Below are 21,905 nucleotides of genomic sequence, written 5' to 3'. Positions count from 1 at the left end.
GGCGTCGGCACTCCGTACGCTGGCCCCGGAGAACCACCGATCCGAGGAGCCCGATGTCGCCCATCCCCCTCCCCCGGAGGGACCACCTGGAGTTCGCCGCCGCCATGGACCGGGAACTGATCCATCCCGGCACCTCCCACGTGTGGTCGCCCCACTCGGTCGGCACCGTCCTGGCCCTGCTGGCCTCGGGTTCGTCCCACCGGACCCTGGCCCAGATCGTCTCCCTGATCGGCCGCGACTTCGCCGGGCAGCTGCTCGACCTGGACTCCTCGGTGGCCCCCGAGCCGGGCCTGGACCTGGCCGTGCTCAACGGCCTGTACGTCCCCCGGGACCTACCGCTGCGCCGGACGTTCGTGGACCACGTGCGCGCCCGGGGCGGCGCGGAGATCGCCAACGTCGACTTCCGGGGCGACACCGAGGGGGTGCGCCGGTACATCAACGGCCGGGTCGCCCAGGTGACCCGCGGCCTCATCGACCAGCTGCTGCCACCGGGGCTGCCGCCCCCCGACGTCCGCCTGCTGCTGGTCAACGCCCTGTGGGTGAAGATGGTCTGGCAGGAGTCGTTCAAGCCCTCCCGTACCAAGCCCGTGCCGTTCCGGGCGCCGGGCGGGAGCAGACCGGTGGCCACCATGCACCGCACCGCCAGGCTGCCGCTGGCCCGCGCGCACGGGTGGAGCCTGGTCAGCCTCGCCGGGGGGCACGGCCTGTACCTGGACGTGCTGCTGCCCGACACCGCCGCCCCCACACCGCCGCCGCTGGCCCCGGAGCTGCTGTCCGCCCTGTACCGGGCCCAGGCCCCGACGATGACGAAGCTGGCCCTGCCCCGGTTCACCGTGCGCACCAGCGTGTCCCTGCTGGGCCCCCTGACGCGGCTGGGCGTGGAGGAGATGGTCGGCGGCCGGGCGCGGTTCGACGCCATCAGCCCCGAGCCGCTGGCGGTGAGCGAGATCCTGCACCAGGCCGTGCTGCGCGTGGACGAGAAGGGCGCCGAGGGGGCCGCCGCCACCGGCGTGATCATGATGCGCGCGGGCCTGCCCTCCCGGCCGGTGGAGTTCACCGTGGACCGGCCCTTCGTGTTCGCCCTGCGCCGCGGCGCCTCGATCCTCTTCATGGGCCGGGTCACCGACCCCGTCGACCCCGGACCCGCCGCCTGACCCCGCCCGCCGCCCGATCCCGTCCCTCCCCACGAGAAGGCCCGCCATGACACCAGAGCTCGACCCCGACCACCTCCGTTTCGCGCTGTCCCTGGAGGACTCCCTGGCCGAACCGGCCGCCTCGCACGTGTGGTCCCCGCACTCGGCGGCCACGGCGCTCTCCCTGCTCGCCGCCGGGGCCTCCGGGGAGGTGCTCGCGGCGCTGACCCGCCTGCTGGCGGGGGCCGGCGGCTCCCTGGGAACGCACACCGCCGCCCTGGACGCGGCGGTGTCGGCCGAGGCCCCCGGCGAAGGCCCGCCGGACGGGTGGACCCCTCCCGGACAGGAGGTCCCGCCGCTGGAGCTGGTGTCGGTGAACGACCTGTACGTGCGGGCCGGGCAGGCCGTCCTGCCCGGGTTCGCCGCGGCGCTGGCCGAGCGCCCCTCCTCGGCGGTGCGCCACGCGGACTTCGCCGGCGCGCCGGAGAAGGTGCGCCAGGAGATCAACGCCTCCGTCGCCGAGACCACCCGGGGGATGATCCCCGACCTGCTCCCGGCCGGGTCCGTCACGGCGGGAACCCGGTCCGTGCTGCTCAACGCCCTGTGGGCGCGGCTGGTGTGGATCTCCCCGTTCGACCCGGAGAACACCGCGGAGCGGGTGTTCCACACCCCCGGCGGCGACCGGCGGGTGCCCACCATGCGACAGACGGAGCACTTCCCGGTGGCGGAGGCCGCGGGGCTGCGCATGCTCACCCTGTCCGGGCACCACGGGCTGCACCTGGACATCGTCCTGTCCGGTGACGGCGCCGTCGCGGCCCCGGTGCTGACCGCCGGAACGTACCGGGCGCTGCTGGAGGCACGCCGCCCGGAACGGGTGGAGGTCACCCTGCCGCGCTTCCGGGTGGAGAGCGGTTTCGAGCTGCTGCCGCTGCTGCCCGGCCTGGCGGCCGTCGCGGGCGGCCCCGGCGGCGATCTGAGCGGGATCACCGGCGACCCGTTCCAGGTGGACGCGATCATCCACCGGGCGGTGCTCAACGTGGACGAGGTCGGCGCGGAGGGGGCCGCGGCGACCGCCGTGATGATGGTCCTGGGGGCGATGCCGCAGCGGCCCCGGGAGTTCCACGTGGACCGGCCGTTCGCGTTCGTCCTGCGCCGCGGTTCCGCCGCGCTCTTCCTGGGCCGGATCACCGACCCCGAGGACCCCGGGCCGGCGCGGACGCCCGACCCCACCCTGTGAACGCGGTCCGGCCCGCACGGCGCGGGCCGGACCCGCCTCAGGCCTCGAACACCTCGAACCCGGTGGCGAGCGGCACTCCCGCCCACTCCCCCGCCATCGCGGCGGCCTGCGGTAGGAACGACTTCTGGTCGAAACCGTCCAGGTTGGCGAGGTAGACCTCGTGGGCGTCCAGGGAGGCCACCCCGGCCGCCAGGTCGTCCTCGCCCAGTTCGACGAAGTGGGCGGCCCTCGGCGAGGCGCCGAAGGCGACGAACCGCACCCCGGACCAGGGCTCCAGCCCGTCGGTGAGCTGCTCGGTGAAGACCCACCGGTTGGCGGCGTCGCGGACGGCGTCGAGCAGGGCGGGGCCCAGCACCCGGTGGTCGGCGTGGTTGAAGCCGCTCCCCCCGGCGAAGTGCTCGCGGAAGTTGATCGAGACGATCACCTCGGGCCGGTGCCGGCGGATCGCCTCGGCCAGGGCGCGGCGCAGCGGGAGCCCGTACTCCAGCAGGCCGTCGGGGAAGTCGAGGAACTCCACATCGGCCCCCACCACGGCCGCCGAGGCGCGCTGCTCGGCCATCCTCAGCGGGGCGCACTCCCGGGGCGCCAGGCTGTCGATGCCCGCCTCCCCGCGGGTGACCATGAGTTCGGTGACCTCCTTGCCCTGGCGGGTCCAGCGGGCGATCGCCGAGGAGCAGCCGAATTCCAGGTCGTCGGGGTGGGCGACCACGGCCAAGGCCCGGGTCCAGTCCTCCGGCAGGGGCACGGGTGCGCTGTCGTTCGTCATGGCCCCACCCTACGGCGGCGCCGCCCCGGACACGGGAACGCCCCGGAGCCGGGGCTCCGGGGCGGTTCCGCGGTGTCCGTCAGGCCTGTCCGGAGCCGTTGGGCGAGGCGCCCGGGGCGTCGGGCCGCGTCCCGTTGGGCGTGGTCCCCGGCGTACCCTGCCCGTTGGCCCGGCGGGCCTGGGCCTGCTGGGCGGCGCGCGCCTGGGCGACCTTGGCCATCTGCTCCTGGACCTGCTTGGGCACGGTGATCGGCAGCAGCTCTCCGGGCGGGACGGGCTGGTCGCCGCGCGCCACGACGACGTCGGAGAACAGCTTCTCCACCTCGGCCATCACCTCCGGCTTGGCGGCGCCCTCACCGCGGATCACACCGCGCAGCACCCAGCGCGGCCCGTCCACGCCGATGAACCGGACCCGCTGGGCCAGCTGGCGGCCGTCCTCGGTGGTCCGGCCGGGCACCGGGACCAGGGCCTTGAGCTCGGGGCCGAAGGTGCCGTCGTGGTCCTCGACCTTGCCGCCCTGCTTCTGGACCTGCTCGCGCAGCTCCTCGCGCATCTCGTCCCACAGGCCGGACGACTTGGGGGCCGCGAAGGCCTGCACCTGGACGGCGCTCTTGCCGCGCACCAGGGTCACGCCGATGGCCTTCTGCTTGCCCTGGGCGTCCTGGGCCACGTTGACCTGGATCTCGGTGCCCTGCTCCTGGGGCACCCGGATCCCGCCCAGGTCCATGCGCTTCAGCTCGGGCGCCTCCTCGGCGGCGTCCCACGGCCCGTTGGACCGGTACCGGTCGGCCTCCTTGACGGGTTCGCCGCCGGGATCCGCCGCGGCCCCGGGGTGCACCTCGTTGTCGAAGGAGACGGCACCGGCCGCGCCCTGACGGGGAGCACCGGCTCTGCCGTCCTCTTCTTTCCGCTTCTTGCGGCGGCGTCCAAACACGCCCTCACCTCTTCGTTCTCCGTTGGTCCCGGGGTCGCACCGGGTCGGGGACGTACGTCACCGCAGTGCGGCGCTGCCCCCGGTCGAACCGAAACCGCCCGCTCCGCGCGCCGATCCGGGCAGCGTGTCCGCCTCGACGAACACGGCCCGCTCCACGCGCTGGACCACCAACTGCGCGATCCGGTCGCCCCGGGTGAGTTTCACGGGGTCCGCGGAGTCGGTGTTGAGCAGGGTCACCTTGATCTCGCCCCGGTACCCGGCGTCCACGGTGCCCGGGGCGTTGACGATCGTGAGACCGCAGCGCGCCGCCAGACCCGACCGGGGGTGCACGAAGGCCGCGTACCCGTCCGGCAGGGCGATGGCCAGGCCGGTGGGGACGGTGGCCCGCTCCCCGGGCGCGAGGACGACGTCCACGGCGGTGTACAGGTCGGCTCCCGCATCCTGGGGATGCGCGTACTCGGGCAGGGGAAGGCCGGGGTCGAGGCGGTGGACCGTGATCGGGATCCGGCCGCCCTCCGGGGATGCGCTACTCACATTCGCCGAGCCTATCGCCCCCGGGGCGCTGCCCCGGCGTTCGACGGCGCCCCCGGGCGCCTTCCGTCCCGCTCCGGCGGGACCGCCGCCGCCGGGAACGCGTCGCGGCCGGGGCGGTTCCCGCCCCGGCCGCGACGACGCACACCGTGTCCTTCCGACCTCCGCCGAGCCCCGGCCCGGCCGCCACCGCCCTCACGGACGGCCCGCGGCTCCGCCACCCCGCCCGGCGCCCCCGGCGGCGGGACCCTCGGTCCCGCACCACGGTCACCGCCCGCCGAATGGCGGAGGGCCCCGACGGACGGCCCGGAACCGCGGCCTTACCGCCCCGCCCGGCACCCCCAGCGGCGCGGGGGCGCCGGCGAGCGGGTGTTACGCCTCGGGCTCCCCGGTTGTCTCGGGGAGGGTGACCTCGACGGTCAGCTCGGCGTCGTCGGTGGGCTGGAAGTCGATCCCGGAGGCCCGGCCGGCGGCGGCGATGTCGGCGGCCGCGGCCCGGGCGGCCTCGACGCGCTTGCCGGTGACCCGGACCCGCTCGACCTCGGCCCGCATGGACAGCTTGGCCTCGGACTTGGCCTTGCGGACGGCCCGCAGGACCTCGGCGGTGGCGGTCAGGACGACGGGGTCGCCGTCGGCGGCCGCGGCCCGGTACTCGGCGGCGTCCGGCCAGGACTGGGCGTGCAGCGAGCCCTCCTGCCACCAGCTCCAGACCTCTTCGGCCACGAAGGGGACGAAGGGGGCGAAGAGCTTGTGCAGGGCGCCCAGGGCGATGAGCAGCGCGGAGCGCGCGGACGCGCCCTCGGCGGACCCGGTGTCGTAGGCGCGGGCCTTGACCAGCTCCAGGTAGTCGTCGCAGAAGTCCCAGAAGAACCGCTCGGTGCGCTCCAGGGCCCGGGTGTGGTCGTAGGCGGTGAACGCCGCGGTGGCGTCCTCCACGACCTCGGCCAGGGTGGCGAGCATCGCGCGGTCCAGGGGCTCGGTGACGCTCGCCGGGTCGGCGACCGCGCCCTCGCCCGCGACGGACATGACGAACTTGCTGGCGTTGAGGATCTTGATGGCCAGCCGGCGGCCGACCTTCATCTGCCCCTCGTCCATGGCGGTGTCGGTGCCCAGGCGGCCGCTGGCCGCCCAGTACCGGACCGCGTCGGAGCTGTACTTCTCCAGCAGCGCCAGCGGGGTGACGACGTTGCCCTTGGACTTGGACATCTTCTTGCGGTCCGGGTCCAGGATCCAGCCGGAGATGCCGGTGGTGTGCCAGGGCAGCGTGTCGTTCTCGAAGTGGGCGCGCACGACCGTGGAGAACAGCCAGGTCCGGATGATGTCCTGGCCCTGGGGGCGGTAGTCCATCGGGAAGACGCGGCGGAACAGGTCCTCGTCGCGCTCCCAGCCGGAGGCGATCTGCGGCGACAGCGACGAGGTGGCCCAGGTGTCCATCACGTCGGGGTCGCCGGTGAACCCGTTCGGCCGGCCGCGCTGGTCCTCGGTGTACCCGGCGGGCGCCTCGGAGCTGGGGTCGACGGGCAGCTGCCGCTCGGTGGGCAGGAGGGGCTCGTCGTAGCGCGGGTTGCCGTCCGCGTCCAGCGGATACCAGACCGGGAAGGGGACGCCGAAGAAGCGCTGGCGGCTGATCAGCCAGTCGCCGTTGAGGCCCTCGACCCAGTTCTCGTAGCGGGAGCGCATGTGCTCGGGGTGCCAGGTGAGCTGACGGCCCCGCTCGACGAGCCGTCGGCGCAGGTCCTCGTCGCGGCCGCCGTTGCGGATGTACCACTGGCGGGTGGTGACGATCTCGAGGGGCTTGTCGCCCTTCTCGTAGAACTTGACCGGGTGGGTGATGGGCTTGGGGTCGCCGACCAGGTCGCCGCTCTCGCGCAGCATCTCGACGACGCGCTCGCGGGCGGTGTGGACGGTGGCGCCGACCAGGCGGTCGTAGGCCTCGCGGGCGGCGCCGGACTCCAGGCCCGCGGGCGGGTCGGCGAGGATGCGCCCGTCCCAGCCGATGACGGGCCGGGTCTCCAGCTGGAGCTCGCGCCACCAGGTGACGTCGGTGGTGTCGCCGAAGGTGCAGATCATGGCGATGCCGGACCCCTTCTCGGGGTCGGCGAGCCGGTGCGCCTTGACGGGGACCTCCACGCCGAAGACCGGCGTGGTGACGGTGGTGCCGAAGAGGTCCTGGTACCGCTCGTCGTCGGGGTGGGCGACCAGGGCGACGCAGGCCGCGAGCAGCTCGGGGCGGGTGGTCTCGATGTGGACCGGGGCGCCGTCGGGCCGGTGGAAGGCGACCTTGTGGTAGGCGCTGGGCCGCTCGCGGTCCTCCAGCTCGGCCTGGGCGACCGCGGTGCGGAAGGTGACGTCCCACAGGGTGGGCGCCTCGGCCATGTAGGCCTCGCCGCGGGCGAGGTTGCGCAGGAAGGCGCGCTGGGCGGCGGCCCGGGAGTTGTCGTCGATGGTCGCGTAGGTGTGGCGCCAGTCGACGCTCAGGCCCAGGCGCCGCCAGATCGACTCGAAGACCTTCTCGTCCTCGGCCGTGAGCCGGTCGCACAGCTCGATGAAGTTGCGGCGGGAGACGGGGATCTGCCGCTTGGGGTCGGGCTTGGCCGGGGGCTCGAACTCCGGGTCGTAGGCGACCGACGGGTCGCAGCGGACGCCGTAGTAGTTCTGGACCCGCCGCTCGGTGGGCAGGCCGTTGTCGTCCCAGCCCATGGGGTAGAAGACGGCCTTGCCGTTCATGCGCTGGAAGCGCGCGACGGTGTCGGTGTGCGTGTACGAGAAGACGTGGCCGATGTGCAGCGACCCCGAGACCGTGGGCGGCGGGGTGTCGATGGAGTAGACGTCCTCGCGTTCGGCCGTGCGGTCGAAGTGGTAGACGCCGGACTCATCCCATACGTCGACCCACTTCGCCTCGATACCGTCCAGCGAAGGCTTGTCGGGCATGCGGAAGGAATGAGAGCGGTTGGTCATGGGGCAATGGTAGTGCGCTCCGGAGCGTGATCGCTCCTGGTTTCACGGCACGGTACGCCCTGGTGCGTCACGCTCCGGCCACCCCCCTGGGGTATCCCGTTCCGGGGCCGGGGTGCTCCCCCGGCGGGGGCCGCTCGCGTGAAAGGATCGTTGCGGTAGACCATGGGGTGGCGGGCGGTCCTCCGCCCGTGCCCGTGCACTCGACAAGAACGGTGAACGATTCATGGCTAAGAAGGACGGCGGTGAGGTCACCCCGGTCCTGTTGGGCTTCGTGGCCGGGTTCGCGGCCGAGTTCGTCATGCGCAAGGCGCTGACCTTCGCGTGGACCCGTGCGACCGGCGAGGAGCCGCCCACGGACCTGGAATCCCCGGACGTGAGCCTGGGCCGCGCCCTGGGCTGGGCGGTCGTCGCCGGCGTCGGCGTCGAGGTGGCCCGTGTCCTGGCCGTGCGCACCGCCCGCAAGGGCCTGCAGCGTACGGCCCCCGAGGTCCTGGAGGCCTGACCCTCCCCCGGGAAAGGACGACGGTGGGCGGCCCACCGCACCGTGTGATCCGTGCGGTCGGCCGTCCACCGTCGTCGGTCCGGCTCCCCGTGCGTGCGCGCCCGTCAGGGGAGGGCGCGCCGGACGCCCGTGGACGGGACGGCGCCTCGTCCGTCCCGACCTGTCAGGCGCATTCCTTGCAGACCAGCTGCCCGGCCCGCTGCTCGGCGAGCTGGCTGCGGTGGTGCACCAGGAAGCAGCGCGAGCAGGTGAACTCGTCGGCCTGACGCGGCAGCACCCGGACGGCGAGTTCCTCGCCCGACAGGTCGGCACCGGGCAGTTCCATGCCCTCCGCGACCTCGTCGGGGTCGATGTCGATCGTGCCGGTGCCCTTGTCCACGCGCCGAGCCTGCAGCTCCTGAAGGCTGTCCTCGTTGATGTCCTCGTCAGTCTTGCGCGGGCTGTCGTAGTCGGTGGCCATCTCTGCTAACTCCATCCCCCTCGTTCAGTGCCTCGTCGCGCGGGTAGTAACGCTTGAGAGACCTCGGTTGTGCCCGGTTCGGCCGATGAGTTTCCCGATCACCGGTGAACCGTGCCCCCTCCCGGGCCACCGCTCACAGGTCGGTAGCACTTTTTGCGGGACCGTGTCCGAAGGCGGCCAGATAGAGTCGCCGCTTTCGAGCCGGTTTCCCCTGGAGTACTACCCGGTATCGGGTGTCCCGTAGACCTGGAAAAGCCGTTTCGCCCACCCCGGACAAAGCGCGGATCACTCCCTCACCGCGGGCGAAAACCGAAGACATGCCCACGTCAGGAGGGATTCCCTCCGTGTCCACGCCCGAGGCAGCATACCCACCCGAGGTCGGCGCACGTGACCCGGATGGGCGTGTCTTCGGACACGTATAGATACCACGAAGCGTGGCGTGACGCAGCTTGGGCCCTATTTACCGGGCCCCGGGCGATATGTTCGGCGGGTCGAAAGGGCCCGGTTCAGCGCCGCTCGGGCGTCTCGCCCGACGGGACGGGAAGGCAGACGGTGATCACCAGTCCGCCGCCCGAGCGCGGCCACGCGGTGACCACGCCCTCGTGGGCGCGCACCACCGAGCGGACGATGGACAGGCCCAGCCCGGCGCTGCGGCCCGAGCCCACCCGGTCGCCCGAGCCGCGGCGGAACGGTTCGAAGAGGCCCTCGATCTCGTAGGCGGGGATCACCTTGCCGGAGTTCTCCACCTGCACGGCCGGGAGCCCCTCGTACAGGCCGCTGCGGACGGTGATCTCGCCGTCGGGGACGTTGTACTTGAGGGCGTTCTCCACCAGGTTGGCGACCAGGCGCTCCAGCAGGACCGGGTCGCCGACGACCACCGCCGGGCGCAGGTCCTTGCGCAGCCCCAGCCCGGAGTCGGCGACCTCCGAGGCGAACTGGCTGAGCACCGTGCCGGCCACCTCCCCCAGGTCGACGCGGGCGCGCACCTCCAGCTCGCGGTCGCTCTTGGCGAGGAAGAGCAGGCCGTCGATGAGGCGCTCGTGGCGGGCGTTGGTCTCCAGCAGGGTGCGGCCGACGGACTTCAGGTCCGGGGAGACGTCCGGGGCGCTGAGCGCCACCTCCAGCAGGGTGCGGTTGATCGCCAGGGGCGTGCGCAGCTCGTGGGAGGCGTTGGCGACGAACCTGCGCTGGCCGTCGAAGGCGCGGTCCAGGCGTTCGAGCATGCCGTCGAAGGTGTCGGCCAGCTCGCGGATCTCGTCGTCGGGGCCGGACAGGGCGATGCGCTCGTGCAGGTCGCGTTCGGAGAGCCGGCGCGCGATGCGGGTGATCTTCTGCAACGGGGACAGGGCCCGGCCCGCGACCGCGTACCCCAGGGCCACCGCGAGCAGCCCCACCAGGAGCAGCGCGAGCAGCGAGAACCGGGTGACGTGGGTGAGGACCTCCTCGATGAGGTACCCGTGCGCCGCCAGCTCGGCCGCGCTGTCCTCGCTGAGCAGGGCGTTGAGCAGGACCGCCACGATCAGGTAGTTGACCAGGACCAGCACCGAGCCCGCGGCGAAGAACAGCATCCCGTAGATGAGGGTGAGCCGGGCGCGCAGGCTGAGGTTGTCGGCGAACCGGTGGACCCGCTCGGAGGCGGCCGAGCGCTCGGCCCCCGCACGGGCCGGGTCGGCCGCGCCCAGGCGGCGCCAGGTGCCGGTGTCCCCCGGGCGGGTGGGCTCCACGCCGCCGTTGGGGTCGGCGCCCGCGGGCCGCGCCCCGACGGACCTGCCTCCGTCCGGGCCGGAGGGTCTCACAGCCGGTACCCCGCGCCGGGCACGGTCTGGATGACCGGGGGCGCGCCGAGCTTCTTGCGCAGGGTCATGACGGTGACGCGCACGACGTTGGTGAAGGGGTCGGCGTTCTCGTCCCAGGCCTTCTCCAGCAGGCCCTCGGCGCTGACCACGGTGCCCTGGGCGCGCATGAGGACCTGGAGCACCGCGAACTCCTTGGGGGTCAGGGCGATCTCGCGCCCCTCCCGGTGGACGCGGTGGTTGGCCGGGTCGAGGGTGATGCCGTGCCGCTCCAGGACCGGGGGCAGCGGCGGGGTGGAGCGCCGGGCCAGCGCCTGCACGCGGGCCACCAGCTCGGGGAAGTGGAAGGGCTTGGCCAGGTAGTCGTCGGCGCCCAGGCGCAGGCCCTCGACCTTGGCCTGGACGGTGTCGGAGGCGGTGAGCATCAGGATGCGCCCGTTGTAGCTCTCGCCGACCAGGGTGCGGGCGACGTCGTCGCCGTGGGTGCCGGGCAGGTCGCGGTCCAGGACGACCACGTCGTAGTCGTTGACCGCGGTGTGCTCCAGGGCGGTGTCGCCGTCATAGACCACGTCCACGGCCATGGCCTCGCGGCGCAGGCCCACCGCGACGGCGTCGGCCAGGACACGCTCGTCTTCGACCACGAGTACACGCAACGTCAAGTCCTCTTCGGTACCTGGGAAAAAGGGGCCGCTGCCGGCGCATCCCCCAACACACCGGCAGCGGCGTTCTCGGTCCCGGCCGCGTCAACCGTTCTCTCACGGCGGGGGTAAGGAGACGGTAAACCCGCCGCGCCGTCGGCGCGAACCGGACCTCGTCCTCACCCCGCGCCGGGACGGGCGCTGGGCCGGGAGTCTCGCGACCCCCTTTGTGCGCGGGGCGTCGCCGTCGGCGAATCCCCCAACCGCCGACGGCGACGTAACCCCGCACATCTCGAATCTGACACATCAAGAATAAGAAACAAGTAAGCCCCGGGCTTTACCCGCGGATGTGTCATGGGACACGTGGCGCGGGCGGCCGGGAGAGCGGCCCGGCCGTGCGCGGCGGCCGCCGCGGGACGCCTGGCTCCACCCCTGCCCACAGGGGCTTTTCCATCCTGCGGAAGGACCCCGCGGCCGCGGGTCCGGTCACGGAAACATCACGCGCGGGGGCCGGTGGTTTGACGTGGGTCACAGTGCGGTAGACGTAAGTGGCACGCGCGGAACCGGGCCGGGAGGCCGGGCCGCGACGTGTTCGCATGTCACAGGGACGTGACCACATCACATTGCGCACGCACGGCGACGTGCGCGACACCGATCGCGACCGGAGTGCGGGAGTCCTCCGGTCCTACCCCTGGAAGAGGTGCAATGGGCGAGTTCTTCGCGGAGATCAAGGTCCGTATCAACGAGACCCGCGGTGCGCTCCAGTCGGCGCAGGCCGTCGGCGACGAGTTCCTCATCGACACCCACACGTCGGAGCTCGAGGACCTGTACCGCATCGCGGCTCGCAACGGCATCGACTGCGCCTGAGCCGACGCCCGGATCCCCCCGGACCGGGACGCGGCCCGTCGGGTCGACGGGGGCGCGGCGGAACACCCGTTCCGCCGCGCCCCCGCGCGCGTTCGCCGTCAGTCGCGGTCGGCGCCCAGCGGCGCCAGCAGGGCGTCCAGGGCGTCGTACAGCTCCGGGCGCGCCGCGATGACCAGGTCGTTGGCGGGCGGGCCGCCGTGCAGGCCGCCCACCCGGATCCCCGCCTCCGAGGCGATCAGGCCGGGCGCGGCCCAGTCCCACGGGTTCAGTCCGCGCTCGTAGAACGCGTTGGCCCGCCCCGCCGCCAGCCCGGTGAGGTCGACGGCGGCCGAGCCGCCGCGGCGGATGTCGCGGATGTGCGGGACGACCTCCACCAGCACGCGTGCCTGCTGCACGCGGCGCTCGGGGAAGTAGCCGAAGCCGGTGGCCACCAGCGCCTGTTCCAGGGGGACCGCCGGCGGGGCCTGGAGCGGTTCGCCGTTGCACCGCGAGCCCTCGCCCAGCACGGCCTCGTACAGCTCGCCGCGCCGCGGCACGTTCACCGCGGCCGCGACCACCACGCCGTCGACCTCGGCGGCGATGGCCACGCCCCAGTCGGGCTGTCCGTACAGGTAGTTGACGGTGCCGTCGATGGGGTCGACCACCCAGCGCACCCCGCTGCCGCCGTCGCCGCCCGCCTCACCGCCCTCCTCGCCCAGGATCGCGTCGTCGGGGCGGACCGCCAGCAGCCGGGAGCGGATGAGCTCCTCGGTGGCCCGGTCCATCTTCGTGACGACGTCGGTGGGGCTCGACTTGGTGTCGAGCACGGTGACTCCCGCCTGCCCCTCGGCCGCGAGCCCGCCCGCCTCGGTCGCCACCCGCACGGCCAGGTCGCGCAGGGCCCTCGGGTCGGGTGTGGTGTGGATACCGGTCACTGCTCCGCTCTCCGCATTCGGATGTGGGTCGGTCCGCACTCTACGCCGCCCGGGCGGACTCCGCCGAACGCCGCGTGCGGGCGGTCCCGGGGGCCGCGGAAAACCGGTTGCCCCGGCGCCGCCGCCGTCGGTAGGACGGTCCGGACGACCGAGGGGACGGGACCGCGATGTTCTGCTGGATGGATCTCAAGACGCACGACGTCGGGGCGACGGCGGGGTTCCTCGCGGCCCTGCTCGGCTGGGAGTGCGCCGTGGCCCGGGAGGACCCCCGCCGGGCGACGTCGGTGTACGCGGAGGGGGTGCGGATCGGCGGTGTGAGCGACCTGTCCCGGCCGCCGTACCCGCCGGGCCTGCCCGCCCACGTCGCCTACTACGTGGCGGTCGACGACGCCGACGGGCGCACGGCGGCGGCCGAGGCCGCGGGGGCGCGGGTGGTCGTCGAGCCGTTCGACGCGGGCGGCCTGGGGCGCGTGGCCACGCTGGTGGACCCCGTGGGCGCGGCGGTGTCCCTGTGGGAGGGACGCTCCTTCCGGGGGTGGACCCGGCCCCGGAACATGCTGCTCACCTGCGCCGAGCCGGAGCGGGCGGCGGACTTCTACACCCGCGTCCTGGGCGGGGTGCCGCGCGGGGCGTCGATCGCGCGCGGGGACGCCGCGCCCGCCTGGGAACTCGTGCTCGCCGATCGGGACCCCGCGGCCCTGGCCGGCCCCGCCCGCGAACGGGGCGGCTCGGTCGTGCGGGAGGACGGCGTGGCCCGCCTGCGCTCCGCCGAGGGGCTGTCCTTCGTGCTCGGCGCTCCCGGCACCGCTCGGAGCGCGGTATGAGCGGCGGGGTGGTGCTGAGGCGTGCGGGGGCCGCCGACGCGGAGGCCATGGCGGGGGTGTGGCTGCGCTCCTTCGCCGCGGCCCTGCCCACGGTGCGCCGCGCGCACGGGGACGACGCGGTACGCGCCTGGTTCGCGCAGGTGGTGGTGCCCGGGCGGGAGTGCTGGGTCTGCACCGCGGACGAGCGGGTCGTGGGGCTCCTGGTCCTGGACGGCGACGCGCTGGACCAGCTCTACCTGGACCCCGAGTGGCGGGGCCGGGGCCTGGGCGACCGGCTGGTGCGCCTGGCGCAGCGGCGCCGCCCCGGGGGCCTGGAGCTGTGGACGTTCCGGGTCAACGGGCCCGCGCGGCGCTTCTACGAGAGGCACGGCTTCACGGCCGCGGAGGAGACCGACGGATCGCGCAACGAGGAGCGCGAACCCGACGTGCGGTACGTCTGGCGCCCCTGAGGGGCCGGGCGGCCGGGGTGGGCCGGCCGCCCGGGGGTCGGTCAGAGGTGCTCGGGCCTGGCCCATTCCTTGCCGTGGACGTGGTGGTCGAGGAACGCGAAGACCGTCTCGTACCAGACCTGCGCGTTGCCCGGCGTGAGGATCCAGTGGTTCTCGTCCGGGAAGTACAGGAACTTGGACTCCACCCCGTACAGCTGGAGGTCGCGCCACAGGCGCAGCCCCTCGCCGATGGGGACGCGGTAGTCCTTGTCCCCGTGGATCACCAGCATCGGCGTGGTGATGTTCGGCGCGTGCAGGTGCGGCGAGTTGAGCAGGTAGCGCTCCGGCTGCTCCAGCGGGGTGCCGAACTCGTGCTCCCACACCGGCGGGTAGTCGGTGGTGGCGTTGAAGCCGTCCAGGCCCCACAGGGAGGCGTGGGAGACGATGGCCTTGAAGCGGTCGGTGTGCCCCGCGATCCAGTTGGCCATGTAGCCGCCGAAGGAGCCGCCCATCATGGCGGTGCGCTCGGCGTCGATGTCCTCGCGGGCCTCGGCGGCGTCGGTGATCGCCATGACGTCCGCGAACACGCGCGGCCCCCACTTGCCCCAGGCGCGGCGCAGCATGTCCTGGCCGTACCCGGTGGACAGGGCCGGGTCCGGGAGCAGGACGGCGTAGCCGCGGGCCGCGAGGATCCACGGGTTCCACCGCCACGACCAGCCGTTGAAGCTCATGTACGGGCCGCCGTGCACCCACAGCACCAGCGGGGCCGGGGCGTCGGCGGACGCCTCCTCGGGCAGGACCAGCCAGGAGCGGATCCGGGTGCCGTCGTCGGCGGTCGTCTCGATCTCGGTGAGGGTGCCCGGCATGGTGAGCTCCGAGCCCGGCGTGCGCAGGTACGCGGGCCCGCCGTCGACGGCGGCGGCGTCCAGGCGCACCGGCGCGGGCGGGGCGTCCCAGGCGTCGCGCAGCGCGTACACGTACCGGCCGTCCGGGGACGGGTTGAGCTCGCTGTAGGCGCCGTCGTCGCCGGTGATGCGGACCACCTCGCCCGAGCCCAGGTCGGCGCGGAAGACCGGGCGGCGGCCGTTCTCGTCGGCGGCGATGAACAGCGACCCGGAGTCGGCCGACCAGGCGAAGTCCCGGGCCCACAGCTCCAGGCCCGGGTGGACCGGGGAGGTCTCGCCGGTCTCGCGGTCCAGTACCCACAGCTGGTAGTCGCGGGGCTCGCCGTCGTAGTCGCCCTCGAAGCCGAGCGAGTAGGCGACGCGGCGGCCGTCCGGGGAGACCAGCGGGGAGCCCAGGTCGTACCCCTCCCGGCTGAGGAGGCTGGTGCGCTCGCCGGTGGCGGTGTCGACGGAGACCAGGACGCTGCGGTGTCCTCCCTTGCCGACGGGCACGTCCCACGTGGTGATGAGGGCCGTGCCGTCCGGGGTGAGGGAGCCCTGGGCGTTGATCAGGGCCTTGCCCGCGTCCGGGGTGAGGTCGCGGGGCTCGCCGAGGCCGTCCTCGGGCCCTGCGGGCGGGGTCGCGGCGAAGTAGCGCGGGTGGTCGGGCCCCAGGTCGTGGTCCCAGTAACGGACGGGGAGGGACTCGTGCAGGATCGCGGTGACACCCGCGTCCGCACGGGCCTTGCGCGCCTCCGCCTCGTCCTCCCCGTCCTGGCTCCCGGGCAGGGTCGCCGAGGCGAAGGCGATCAGGCCCGCGTCCCGGGCGATGGTGAAGGCGCCGATGCCGCCGGGCCGGGAGGCCACGCGGCGGGCCTCGCCGCCTCCGGCCGGCAGCAGCCACAGGGCGGCCTTGGGCTTCTCCTCCGGTTCGGCGTCGGGGTCGGGTCGGGCGCTGGTGAACAGGACCGAGCCGTCGGGCAGGAAGCCCGCCGAGCTCTCGCCCTTGGCGCTGCGGGTGAGGCGGTGCGGGGCGGTCCCGCCCTCGGCCTCGGGGCGGACGTCGATCTCCCACAGGGCGCTGTGGAAGGTCTTGGCATCGGGTGCGATACCGCTGACGGGGGCGACCAGACGGGTTCCGTCGGGGGACAGGCGCAGCCCGTTGACCCGCTTCAGTCGGACGTATTCCGGCAGTTCGTACCAGGAACGGACCAAGGCAGTTACTCCTGAGAGGGGAGGATTCGTGATCTTCCCCGCACCTTATCCGCATCCGGTGTCAGCAGCGTTTACGGAGGGGCCCCGTGTGGCGTCCGGGGCCCCCGGGGGTCAGTCGCGGCAGTGGCAGCCCGCGCACCGGGGCACCGTGCTCAGGCGCTGCGGTTCGCGGCCCTCGGTGTACTCGCGGACCAGGTCCGAGACCATGGCGACGAACGCCGGGTGGGTGCCGGGGCTGAGCGCGCGCTCGTACCCGATGCCCAGCTTCTCGGCGGTCTGCCGGGCCTCCACGTCGAGGTCGAACTTGACCTCCATGTGGTCGGAGACGAACCCGTGCGGGACGACGACGACGGCGGGCACCCCCTCGCGGGCGAGCTCCTCCATGCGGTCGTTGACGTCGGGCTCCAGCCAGGGCTGGCTGGGAGGGCCGCTGCGGCTCTGGTAGACGACCTCGAAGGGGTACTCGCGGTCGAGGCGGTCCACGACCAGGCGGGCCACCTTCGCGAGCTGGGAGCCGTAGGCGCCCTCGGGGCCGAAGCCCAGCTCGGGGCCGCCGCTCTCCTCGGCCATCTTGGTGGGGATGGAGTGCGCGGAGAACAGCAGGTGGGCGCCCTCGCGCTGCTGTGCGGGCAGCGCGTCCAGGGCGGCGCGGGTGTGCTCGACCAGCGGCTCGACGAACCCGGGGTGGTCGTAGAAGGGGCGGATGAGGTCGACCTCGGGTGCGTCCTCGCCCAGTGCGGCGCGGGCGCGGTCGATGTCCTCCAGGTAGGCGGTGCGGCTCGACCAGTTGCAGTAGGCGGAGGTGGGCAGCGCCAGTACGCGCCGCACCCCGTCGTCCCGCATCCGCTCCAGGGTGTCGGCGAGCATCGGGGCCCAGAACCGGTTGCCCCAGTAGATCGGCAGGTCGATGCCGTCGGCGGCGAACCCGTCGGTGACGGCGGCGAGGAGGTCGCGGCACTGTTGGTTGATCGGGCTCACCCCTCCGAAGAGGAAGTAGTGCTCACCGACCTCCGCGAGCCGCTCACGCGGGATGTTGCGTCCGCGCGTGACGTTCTCCAGGAACGGGATGACCTCGTCCTCGCCCTCCGGGCCGCCGAAGGAGATCAGCAGAAACGCGTCGTAAGGCCTCATGCACTTCATGAAACCAGCTCCTCCGGACCCCTGGGCCTCACCCCCCGGTCAGCGGGCCTGTGGCGTCGGACTCCCCCGACCAGGACCTTTCGGCCCGTTCTCCCCCTGGCCAGACAAGTGACCGGCGAGTAATGTCCCCTGGCATGACAGATGTGTTGTGGCACACATGGGCGGACACCTACCGGGCCCGTCCCAAGCGGACGGCCTCCCCCAACAGCACCGCCGAGGTCGCGGCGGCCGTGGCCTCCGCCGCGCAGGAGGGCCTGCGGGTCCGCATGGTCGGGTCGGGGCACTCCTTCACCGACGTGGCCGTCACCGACGGGCTCCTGCTCTCCCCCACCTCGCTGACGGGGGTGCGCTCGGTCGATCCGGCCGCGGGCACCGCCACGGTCGAGGCCGGGCTGCCCCTGTGCGACTTCAACGACGCACTGGCGGCGCACGGGGTGGCGCTCGCCAACATGGGCGACATCGCGGTGCAGACGGTGGCCGGAGCGGTGCAGACCGGCACGCACGGCACCGGCCGGGACGCGGGCGGGCTGGCGAGCCAGGTGGTCGGCCTGGAGATCGTGCTCGCCGACGGCTCCGTGGTGGAGTGCTCGGCGGAGCGCGAGCCCGAGCTGTTCCACGCCGCCCGGGTGGGCCTGGGCGCGTTCGGCGTGGTGACGGCGCTGACGATGGCGGTGCGCCCGGCGTTCCTGCTGCACGCGCGGGAGGAGCCCATGCCCCTGGACGAGGTGCTGGAGCGGCTGCCGGAGCTGCGGGCCGGCAACGACCACTTCGAGTTCTACTGGTTCCCCCACACCGGCAACACCAACACCAAGCGCAACAACATCACCGACGGTCCGGCGCGGCCGCTGTCGCGGTTCAAGGAGTGGCTGGACGACGACTTCCTGTCCAACACCCTGTTCGAGGGCGTCAACCGGGTGTGCCGCCGCTTCCCCGGCGCGGTCCCGGCCGTGAACCAGGTCAGCTCGCGGGCGCTGTCCGCCCGCTCCTACACCGACGTGTCGCACAAGGTGTTCACGTCCGTGCGGGACGTGCGGTTCGTGGAGATGGAGTACGCGATCCCCGCCGAGCACCTGGTGGACGTGCTGCGCGAGGCGCGCCGGATCGTGGACGCGGGCGACCACCGGGTGAGCTTCCCGGTGGAGGTGCGGTTCGCCCCGGCCGACGACGTGTGGCTGTCGACGGCCTACGGGCGCGACAGCGCCTACGTGGCGGTGCACATGTACAAGGGGACGCCGTACGAGGCGTACTTCGCCGACCTGGAGGCGGTGTTCACCTCGGTGGGCGGCCGGCCCCACTGGGGCAAGATGCACACCCGCGACCGCTCCTACCTGGAGGCGGTGTACCCGCGCCTGGGCGACGCCCTGGCGGTGCGCGACCGGGTGGACCCGCTGCGGCGGTTCGGCAACGACTACCTGGACCGCGTCTTCGGCTGACCGGCGCGGACCGGACCGGGTTCCGGCGCCGCTGCGGGCCCCGTCGGCGACGGGGCCCGCAGCGGTGTCCGGGTCAGCCCGCGGGGGCCTCGGGGACGGCGTCCCCGGTCCCGCCCGAGCCGCCGAGGGAACCGGTTCCGCCCGTGCCCCCCGTGCCGCCCGGTTCCTGGGTACCGCCGGTGCCCGGTCCCCCGCCCCCGGCGCCGGGGTCGGTCTGGCCGTCCCCCGGGTCGGTGGTGGCGCCGTCGCCCGGGTCGACAGGGTCGGTGCCCCCGTCGCCGCCATCCGTGGGCGGCTCGGTGGCCGGGGCGGTGGGGTCGGGGGTGGAGGACCCCTCCGCGGGGTCCCGGGACTGCTCCCCCGTGCCGTCCTGCCCGTCCTGCCCCCGGTCCTCCTGGCCTGCGGGTGCGTCACCGGTCCCCTCGTCCTCCGGGACCCGGGGCGCGGAGCTGCCGCCGCCGAGCAGCGTGGGCGAGGTGTGCTCGTCCTGCCCCTGCGTCCACGCGGTCAGGGAGCGCCCGGTGAACAGCTCGAACAGCAGGATGACGAGCATCACCAGGCCGAACACGACGGCGGCGGGCACCGCGTAGGCGCGCCATCCGCGCCGGGCCGGCTCCTGCTCCTCCTGTTCCCGGGCGCCGTAGGGGTCCTCCGGGTGCCCGGGGATGCCGGGGACGACGGGCATGCGCACCGTGGCGTCGGTCCCCCGCACGGGCAGGGCCATGGTGCGGGTGGCGTCGGGCTCCTCCGGCAGGCCGGGGATCGGCCCTGTCGGCGGCACCCCGGGCACCGGGCCGGTGCCCGGCGGGTCCAGGGGGTGGGAGCCGGCGCGGCGAGAACCTGTTCCCGCCGGCTCGGTGTGGCCGACGGCCTTCTCGGCGAACTGCCGCGCCTGGTCGCCCCCGCGCGAGAACCAGTCCTGGAGGAAGGGGCTGACCACCGTGCTCAGGGTGGCCATGACGGCCGCCCCGACGACCGTCCCGTAGACGTTGAGGTAGGAGGCGGCGGTGGCGGCGGCGAGGGTGGCCACGCCCGCCCCGACGACCTGGGACAGGCTCAGGTCGATGCGCTTCTTCCCGGCCTCCTCACCTTCTTCCGCGTCCCGTTCCCCACGGTGCTCGGCCCTCCCCATGCGGCCGTCCCCCTTCGTGCTCCGTCCCGTCCGGAGGGCGCGCGAGACGGCGCGCCGCGCTCCGGGATGGGCGTGTGTCGGGCATGTGGCCCCAGACGCCCCAAAGTTCACATACGACTCATGTACGGATAACTCAGACTAAGGGCGGCAGGGTTCCGATAACGCCATCAATGAAGATGCATCACTCTTCGGCACCCATCGGCGTGTCGAGTTGCGTCCGAGAGGATCCCCCTCCCCGACGAAGCGACCGAGATCGGAGTTTTTCCCGGACCTGGGGCGATTCGGGGGGCGCGGGATACCATCACGGCGGAGCCTTCGCACGGGAACCGCGACATTCGCCCGTGACAGCTCCCGGTCGTGGAAGGGTCAGCGTGCCAAGATTGGCAAAGGAAGCGACCGTGAGGACCCCGGGGACGGCCCGGGGCGCTCCCACCGTGGCGATACGCGTCGCGGATCGGGAGGCGGGCACACATGTTCGGGCGCGCCGGGCGCGGTAGTGGCCGAACCGTTGTCGGCCGACCAGACTTGGAGAACGCGGGGGTCGGTCCCAGGACCTGTCCTCGACGGGACGCGAAAGGGAGGGCGATGCACGAGCTTCGCCTCGTGGCCGTGAGTGAGGACGGCACCTATCTGGTGCTGGCCAGCACCGGCCGTGGAACCCGTTTCATGCTCCCTGTCGACGACCGCCTCCGCGCCGCAGTACGCGGCCAGTTCTCCCGGCTCGGCCAGTACGAGATCGAAGTGGAGAATCCGTTGCGCCCCAAGGAAATCCAGGCCCGCATCCGGTCCGGCGAGACCGCGGAAGCCATCTCCGAGATCTCCGGCATCCCCATCGAACGGGTGCGCTGGTTCGAGGGCCCGGTCCTCCAGGAACGGGAGTACATCGCGCAGCAGGCCCAGCGCGCCGCGGTGCGCATCGCCGGCGAGGCCGCGCCCGCGGGGAACCTGGAGGAGCTGGTCACCCGCCGGATCGGGGCCCACCAGCTGGAGACCGGCGACGCGGTGTGGGACTCCTGGAAGCGCGAGGACCGCACCTGGCAGCTCAAGCTCGTCTTCCTCGACGGCGGCGAGGAGCGCGTCGCCCACTGGCTGTACGAGCCCAGACACAACACCGTCACCCCCGCCGACGAGGAGGCCGCCCGGTTCTCCTCGTCGGAGCCCGCTCCCTCCCCCACCGCGAACGTGACCCCTTTCGCCCCCCGGCGCTCCGAGTCCGAGGCGCCGCGCCCCTCCGTGCGCCCCGCCCCCGAACGGGTCGGCGGAGCGCGGCGCGCCGACGGCCCGCTGGACGACCCGCTGCGGCCGTCCGTGCCGCGCGGCGAGGAGGACGGCGCGGGCCGGCGGACCGGCGAGCGGCGCGAGGAGCCGGCGAACCGGTGGACCGAGGAGCCGCGCGGGCACCGCGGGTACGACGCCCCGCCCGCACGGCCGCAGCGGCCCGCGACCCGGGACGCGGAGCGGTTCGAGCGCGCGTCCGAGCACGACGGGCGGCCGGCGTACCGGGAGGCCGAGCAGGACGGGCGCCCGGCCTACCGCGAAGCCGAGGCGGGCGTACGGGCCCCGGAGCGGACCGGGCGCCCCGCGTACCGCGACGAGCACGAGGACCGCGAGGGCCGCGAGGAGACCGTCCGCCGGGACGGGTACGGGGAGCGCACCGCCCCCCGCTACGAGGAGCCCGCGGGGCACGGGCGCGAGGAGTACCCCGGGCACGGGCGCCCGGACACCGGGCCGCGCGCCCCGCACACGGCCCCGGCCGACGGGCCCGCCCGGCCTGCCTCCCCGGTGTTCGAGGAGGAGGGCGAGCCGTACGGCGGTCCGGCCGCCGCGCCGGTCGCGCGCCCGGAGCCGTCCCGTCCCGAGCCGCGCCCCGAACCGCTCCCGGCCGAGCGGCCGCGCGCCGCGCCCGCTGCGGAGGAGCGGCCCGACCGCCGGGAGCGCCCGGCCTGGTCGGCCGCCGCCGACCAGGTGCCGCCCGCGGCGCCCCTGAGCCAGCCCGCGCCGCGCCGGCTGCCGGGCCACCATCGACCTCAACGACACCGGGACCCCGCGCCGGGCCGCCGACCCGTCCCCGGCCACGCCCTCGGCGCCGCTCCCGGCCGCCGCGGCGGGCGGGGAC

General features: G+C 74.0%; 18 protein-coding genes and 1 pseudogene. 8 read left to right on the top strand and 11 right to left on the bottom strand.

The genetic code is table 11. From position 1 onward, the window contains the following. Positions 1-53: 53 nt before the first annotated feature. Entirely contained in the window at positions 54-1,154 is a 1,101-nt protein-coding gene (locus KGD84_RS11020) for a serpin family protein (RefSeq protein ID WP_255646445.1), read from the top strand. A 46-nt stretch (positions 1,155-1,200) separates the two neighbouring features. Beyond that, on the top strand, positions 1,201-2,370 hold the full coding sequence (locus tag KGD84_RS11015) for a serpin family protein (RefSeq protein WP_220560178.1): 1,170 nt from the start codon (positions 1,201-1,203) through the stop codon (positions 2,368-2,370). Positions 2,371-2,407: 37 nt separating this feature from the next. On the opposite strand, the gene KGD84_RS11010 is transcribed toward KGD84_RS11015, so the two are convergent. The 4 genes from KGD84_RS11010 to valS all read right to left on the bottom strand — a co-directional run bounded on the left by KGD84_RS11010 (position 2,408) and on the right by valS (position 7,559). Next, the gene (locus tag KGD84_RS11010) at positions 2,408-3,136 is read right to left on the bottom strand and encodes a PIG-L deacetylase family protein (protein WP_220560177.1); all 729 of its coding nucleotides are present in this window, start codon (positions 3,134-3,136) and stop codon (positions 2,408-2,410) included. Between the two features lie 79 nt (positions 3,137-3,215). Further along, the gene (locus tag KGD84_RS11005; protein WP_220560176.1) at positions 3,216-4,070 is read right to left on the bottom strand and encodes a DUF3710 domain-containing protein; all 855 of its coding nucleotides are present in this window, start codon (positions 4,068-4,070) and stop codon (positions 3,216-3,218) included. A gap of 57 nt (positions 4,071-4,127) precedes the next feature. Further along, complete coding sequence (gene dut, locus KGD84_RS11000; RefSeq protein WP_220560175.1) at positions 4,128-4,604, bottom strand: dUTP diphosphatase; 477 nt, start codon at positions 4,602-4,604, stop codon at positions 4,128-4,130. Between the two features lie 369 nt (positions 4,605-4,973). Beyond that, a complete protein-coding gene (gene valS, locus KGD84_RS10995) occupies positions 4,974-7,559 on the bottom strand; it encodes a valine--tRNA ligase (RefSeq protein ID WP_220560174.1) in 2,586 nt (861 codons plus the stop codon). A gap of 223 nt (positions 7,560-7,782) precedes the next feature. Between valS and KGD84_RS10990 the strand changes: the two genes are divergently transcribed. Then, entirely contained in the window at positions 7,783-8,061 is a 279-nt protein-coding gene (locus tag KGD84_RS10990; RefSeq protein ID WP_220560173.1) for a DUF4235 domain-containing protein, read from the top strand. Positions 8,062-8,224: 163 nt separating this feature from the next. Here KGD84_RS10990 and KGD84_RS10985 read toward each other — a convergent pair whose 3' ends face one another. The 3 genes from KGD84_RS10985 to KGD84_RS10975 all read right to left on the bottom strand — a co-directional run bounded on the left by KGD84_RS10985 (position 8,225) and on the right by KGD84_RS10975 (position 10,967). Next, positions 8,225-8,521: a DUF4193 domain-containing protein gene (locus KGD84_RS10985; RefSeq protein WP_220565672.1), complete on the bottom strand. Its 297-nt coding sequence runs from the start codon at positions 8,519-8,521 to the stop codon at positions 8,225-8,227. A 506-nt stretch (positions 8,522-9,027) separates the two neighbouring features. After that, positions 9,028-10,245, bottom strand: coding sequence for a sensor histidine kinase (locus tag KGD84_RS10980; RefSeq protein ID WP_220565671.1), 1,218 nt, complete (start codon positions 10,243-10,245; stop codon positions 9,028-9,030). A gap of 68 nt (positions 10,246-10,313) precedes the next feature. After that, positions 10,314-10,967: a response regulator transcription factor gene (locus KGD84_RS10975; RefSeq protein ID WP_220565670.1), complete on the bottom strand. Its 654-nt coding sequence runs from the start codon at positions 10,965-10,967 to the stop codon at positions 10,314-10,316. 690 nt (positions 10,968-11,657) lie between these two features. On the opposite strand from KGD84_RS10975, the gene KGD84_RS10970 reads away from it, so the two are divergent. Continuing rightward, positions 11,658-11,819, top strand: coding sequence for a hypothetical protein (locus KGD84_RS10970; RefSeq protein WP_220560172.1), 162 nt, complete (start codon positions 11,658-11,660; stop codon positions 11,817-11,819). A 98-nt stretch (positions 11,820-11,917) separates the two neighbouring features. Here the strand turns inward: KGD84_RS10970 and KGD84_RS10965 are convergent, their stop codons facing one another. Further along, positions 11,918-12,733, bottom strand: a complete 816-nt coding sequence (locus KGD84_RS10965; protein ID WP_220560171.1) for an inositol monophosphatase family protein — start codon at positions 12,731-12,733, stop codon at positions 11,918-11,920. A 179-nt stretch (positions 12,734-12,912) separates the two neighbouring features. Between KGD84_RS10965 and KGD84_RS10960 the strand changes: the two genes are divergently transcribed. After that, a complete protein-coding gene (locus KGD84_RS10960) occupies positions 12,913-13,557 on the top strand; it encodes a VOC family protein (RefSeq protein ID WP_220560170.1) in 645 nt (214 codons plus the stop codon). Beyond that, positions 13,554-14,006, top strand: coding sequence for a GNAT family N-acetyltransferase (locus KGD84_RS10955; RefSeq protein WP_220560169.1), 453 nt, complete (start codon positions 13,554-13,556; stop codon positions 14,004-14,006). The genes KGD84_RS10960 and KGD84_RS10955 overlap by 4 nt, the downstream gene beginning before the upstream one ends. A 41-nt stretch (positions 14,007-14,047) precedes the next feature. Here KGD84_RS10955 and KGD84_RS10950 read toward each other — a convergent pair whose 3' ends face one another. Next, positions 14,048-16,084: a S9 family peptidase gene (locus KGD84_RS10950; protein ID WP_220560167.1), complete on the bottom strand. Its 2,037-nt coding sequence runs from the start codon at positions 16,082-16,084 to the stop codon at positions 14,048-14,050. A 111-nt stretch (positions 16,085-16,195) separates the two neighbouring features. Then, the gene (locus KGD84_RS10945) at positions 16,196-17,215 is read right to left on the bottom strand and encodes a ferrochelatase (protein ID WP_220560166.1); all 1,020 of its coding nucleotides are present in this window, start codon (positions 17,213-17,215) and stop codon (positions 16,196-16,198) included. Positions 17,216-17,358: 143 nt separating this feature from the next. Here KGD84_RS10945 and KGD84_RS10940 point away from each other — a divergent pair, with 143 nt between their 5' ends. Next, a complete protein-coding gene (locus KGD84_RS10940; RefSeq protein WP_220560165.1) occupies positions 17,359-18,657 on the top strand; it encodes a D-arabinono-1,4-lactone oxidase in 1,299 nt (432 codons plus the stop codon). Positions 18,658-18,730: 73 nt separating this feature from the next. Here the strand turns inward: KGD84_RS10940 and KGD84_RS10935 are convergent, their stop codons facing one another. Beyond that, positions 18,731-19,789: a hypothetical protein gene (locus tag KGD84_RS10935; RefSeq protein ID WP_220560164.1), complete on the bottom strand. Its 1,059-nt coding sequence runs from the start codon at positions 19,787-19,789 to the stop codon at positions 18,731-18,733. A gap of 471 nt (positions 19,790-20,260) precedes the next feature. Between KGD84_RS10935 and sepH the strand changes: the two are divergent. Continuing rightward, positions 20,261-21,310 (top strand): annotated as a pseudogene (gene sepH / locus KGD84_RS33700) (septation protein SepH); the annotation flags it as partial. Positions 21,311-21,905: the final 595 nt, after the last annotated feature.

Origin of the sequence: Nocardiopsis changdeensis, from assembly GCF_018316655.1 — a bacterium.
Lineage (GTDB): Bacteria > Actinomycetota > Actinomycetes > Streptosporangiales > Streptosporangiaceae > Nocardiopsis > Nocardiopsis changdeensis.
Note: the sequence above shows the minus strand (reverse complement) of the source record. Positions and strands in the feature narration are given on the sequence as shown.

What these genes read in the sequence shown, in the direction of transcription:
- valS (WP_220560174.1), bottom strand. Translation starts at nt 7,559, where the DNA reads ATGACCAACCGCTCTCATTCCTTCCGCATGCCCGACAAGCCTTCGCTG.
- KGD84_RS11015 (WP_220560178.1), top strand. Translation starts at nt 1,201, where the DNA reads ATGACACCAGAGCTCGACCCCGACCACCTCCGTTTCGCGCTGTCCCTG.
- KGD84_RS11010 (WP_220560177.1), bottom strand. Translation starts at nt 3,136, where the DNA reads ATGACGAACGACAGCGCACCCGTGCCCCTGCCGGAGGACTGGACCCGG.
- KGD84_RS10945 (WP_220560166.1), bottom strand. Translation starts at nt 17,215, where the DNA reads ATGAGGCCTTACGACGCGTTTCTGCTGATCTCCTTCGGCGGCCCGGAG.
- KGD84_RS11020 (WP_255646445.1), top strand. Translation starts at nt 54, where the DNA reads ATGTCGCCCATCCCCCTCCCCCGGAGGGACCACCTGGAGTTCGCCGCC.
- KGD84_RS10940 (WP_220560165.1), top strand. Translation starts at nt 17,359, where the DNA reads ATGACAGATGTGTTGTGGCACACATGGGCGGACACCTACCGGGCCCGT.
- KGD84_RS10960 (WP_220560170.1), top strand. Translation starts at nt 12,913, where the DNA reads ATGGATCTCAAGACGCACGACGTCGGGGCGACGGCGGGGTTCCTCGCG.
- KGD84_RS10970 (WP_220560172.1), top strand. Translation starts at nt 11,658, where the DNA reads ATGGGCGAGTTCTTCGCGGAGATCAAGGTCCGTATCAACGAGACCCGC.
- KGD84_RS10935 (WP_220560164.1), bottom strand. Translation starts at nt 19,789, where the DNA reads ATGGGGAGGGCCGAGCACCGTGGGGAACGGGACGCGGAAGAAGGTGAG.
- KGD84_RS10955 (WP_220560169.1), top strand. Translation starts at nt 13,554, where the DNA reads ATGAGCGGCGGGGTGGTGCTGAGGCGTGCGGGGGCCGCCGACGCGGAG.
- KGD84_RS10985 (WP_220565672.1), bottom strand. Translation starts at nt 8,521, where the DNA reads ATGGCCACCGACTACGACAGCCCGCGCAAGACTGACGAGGACATCAAC.
- KGD84_RS10990 (WP_220560173.1), top strand. Translation starts at nt 7,783, where the DNA reads ATGGCTAAGAAGGACGGCGGTGAGGTCACCCCGGTCCTGTTGGGCTTC.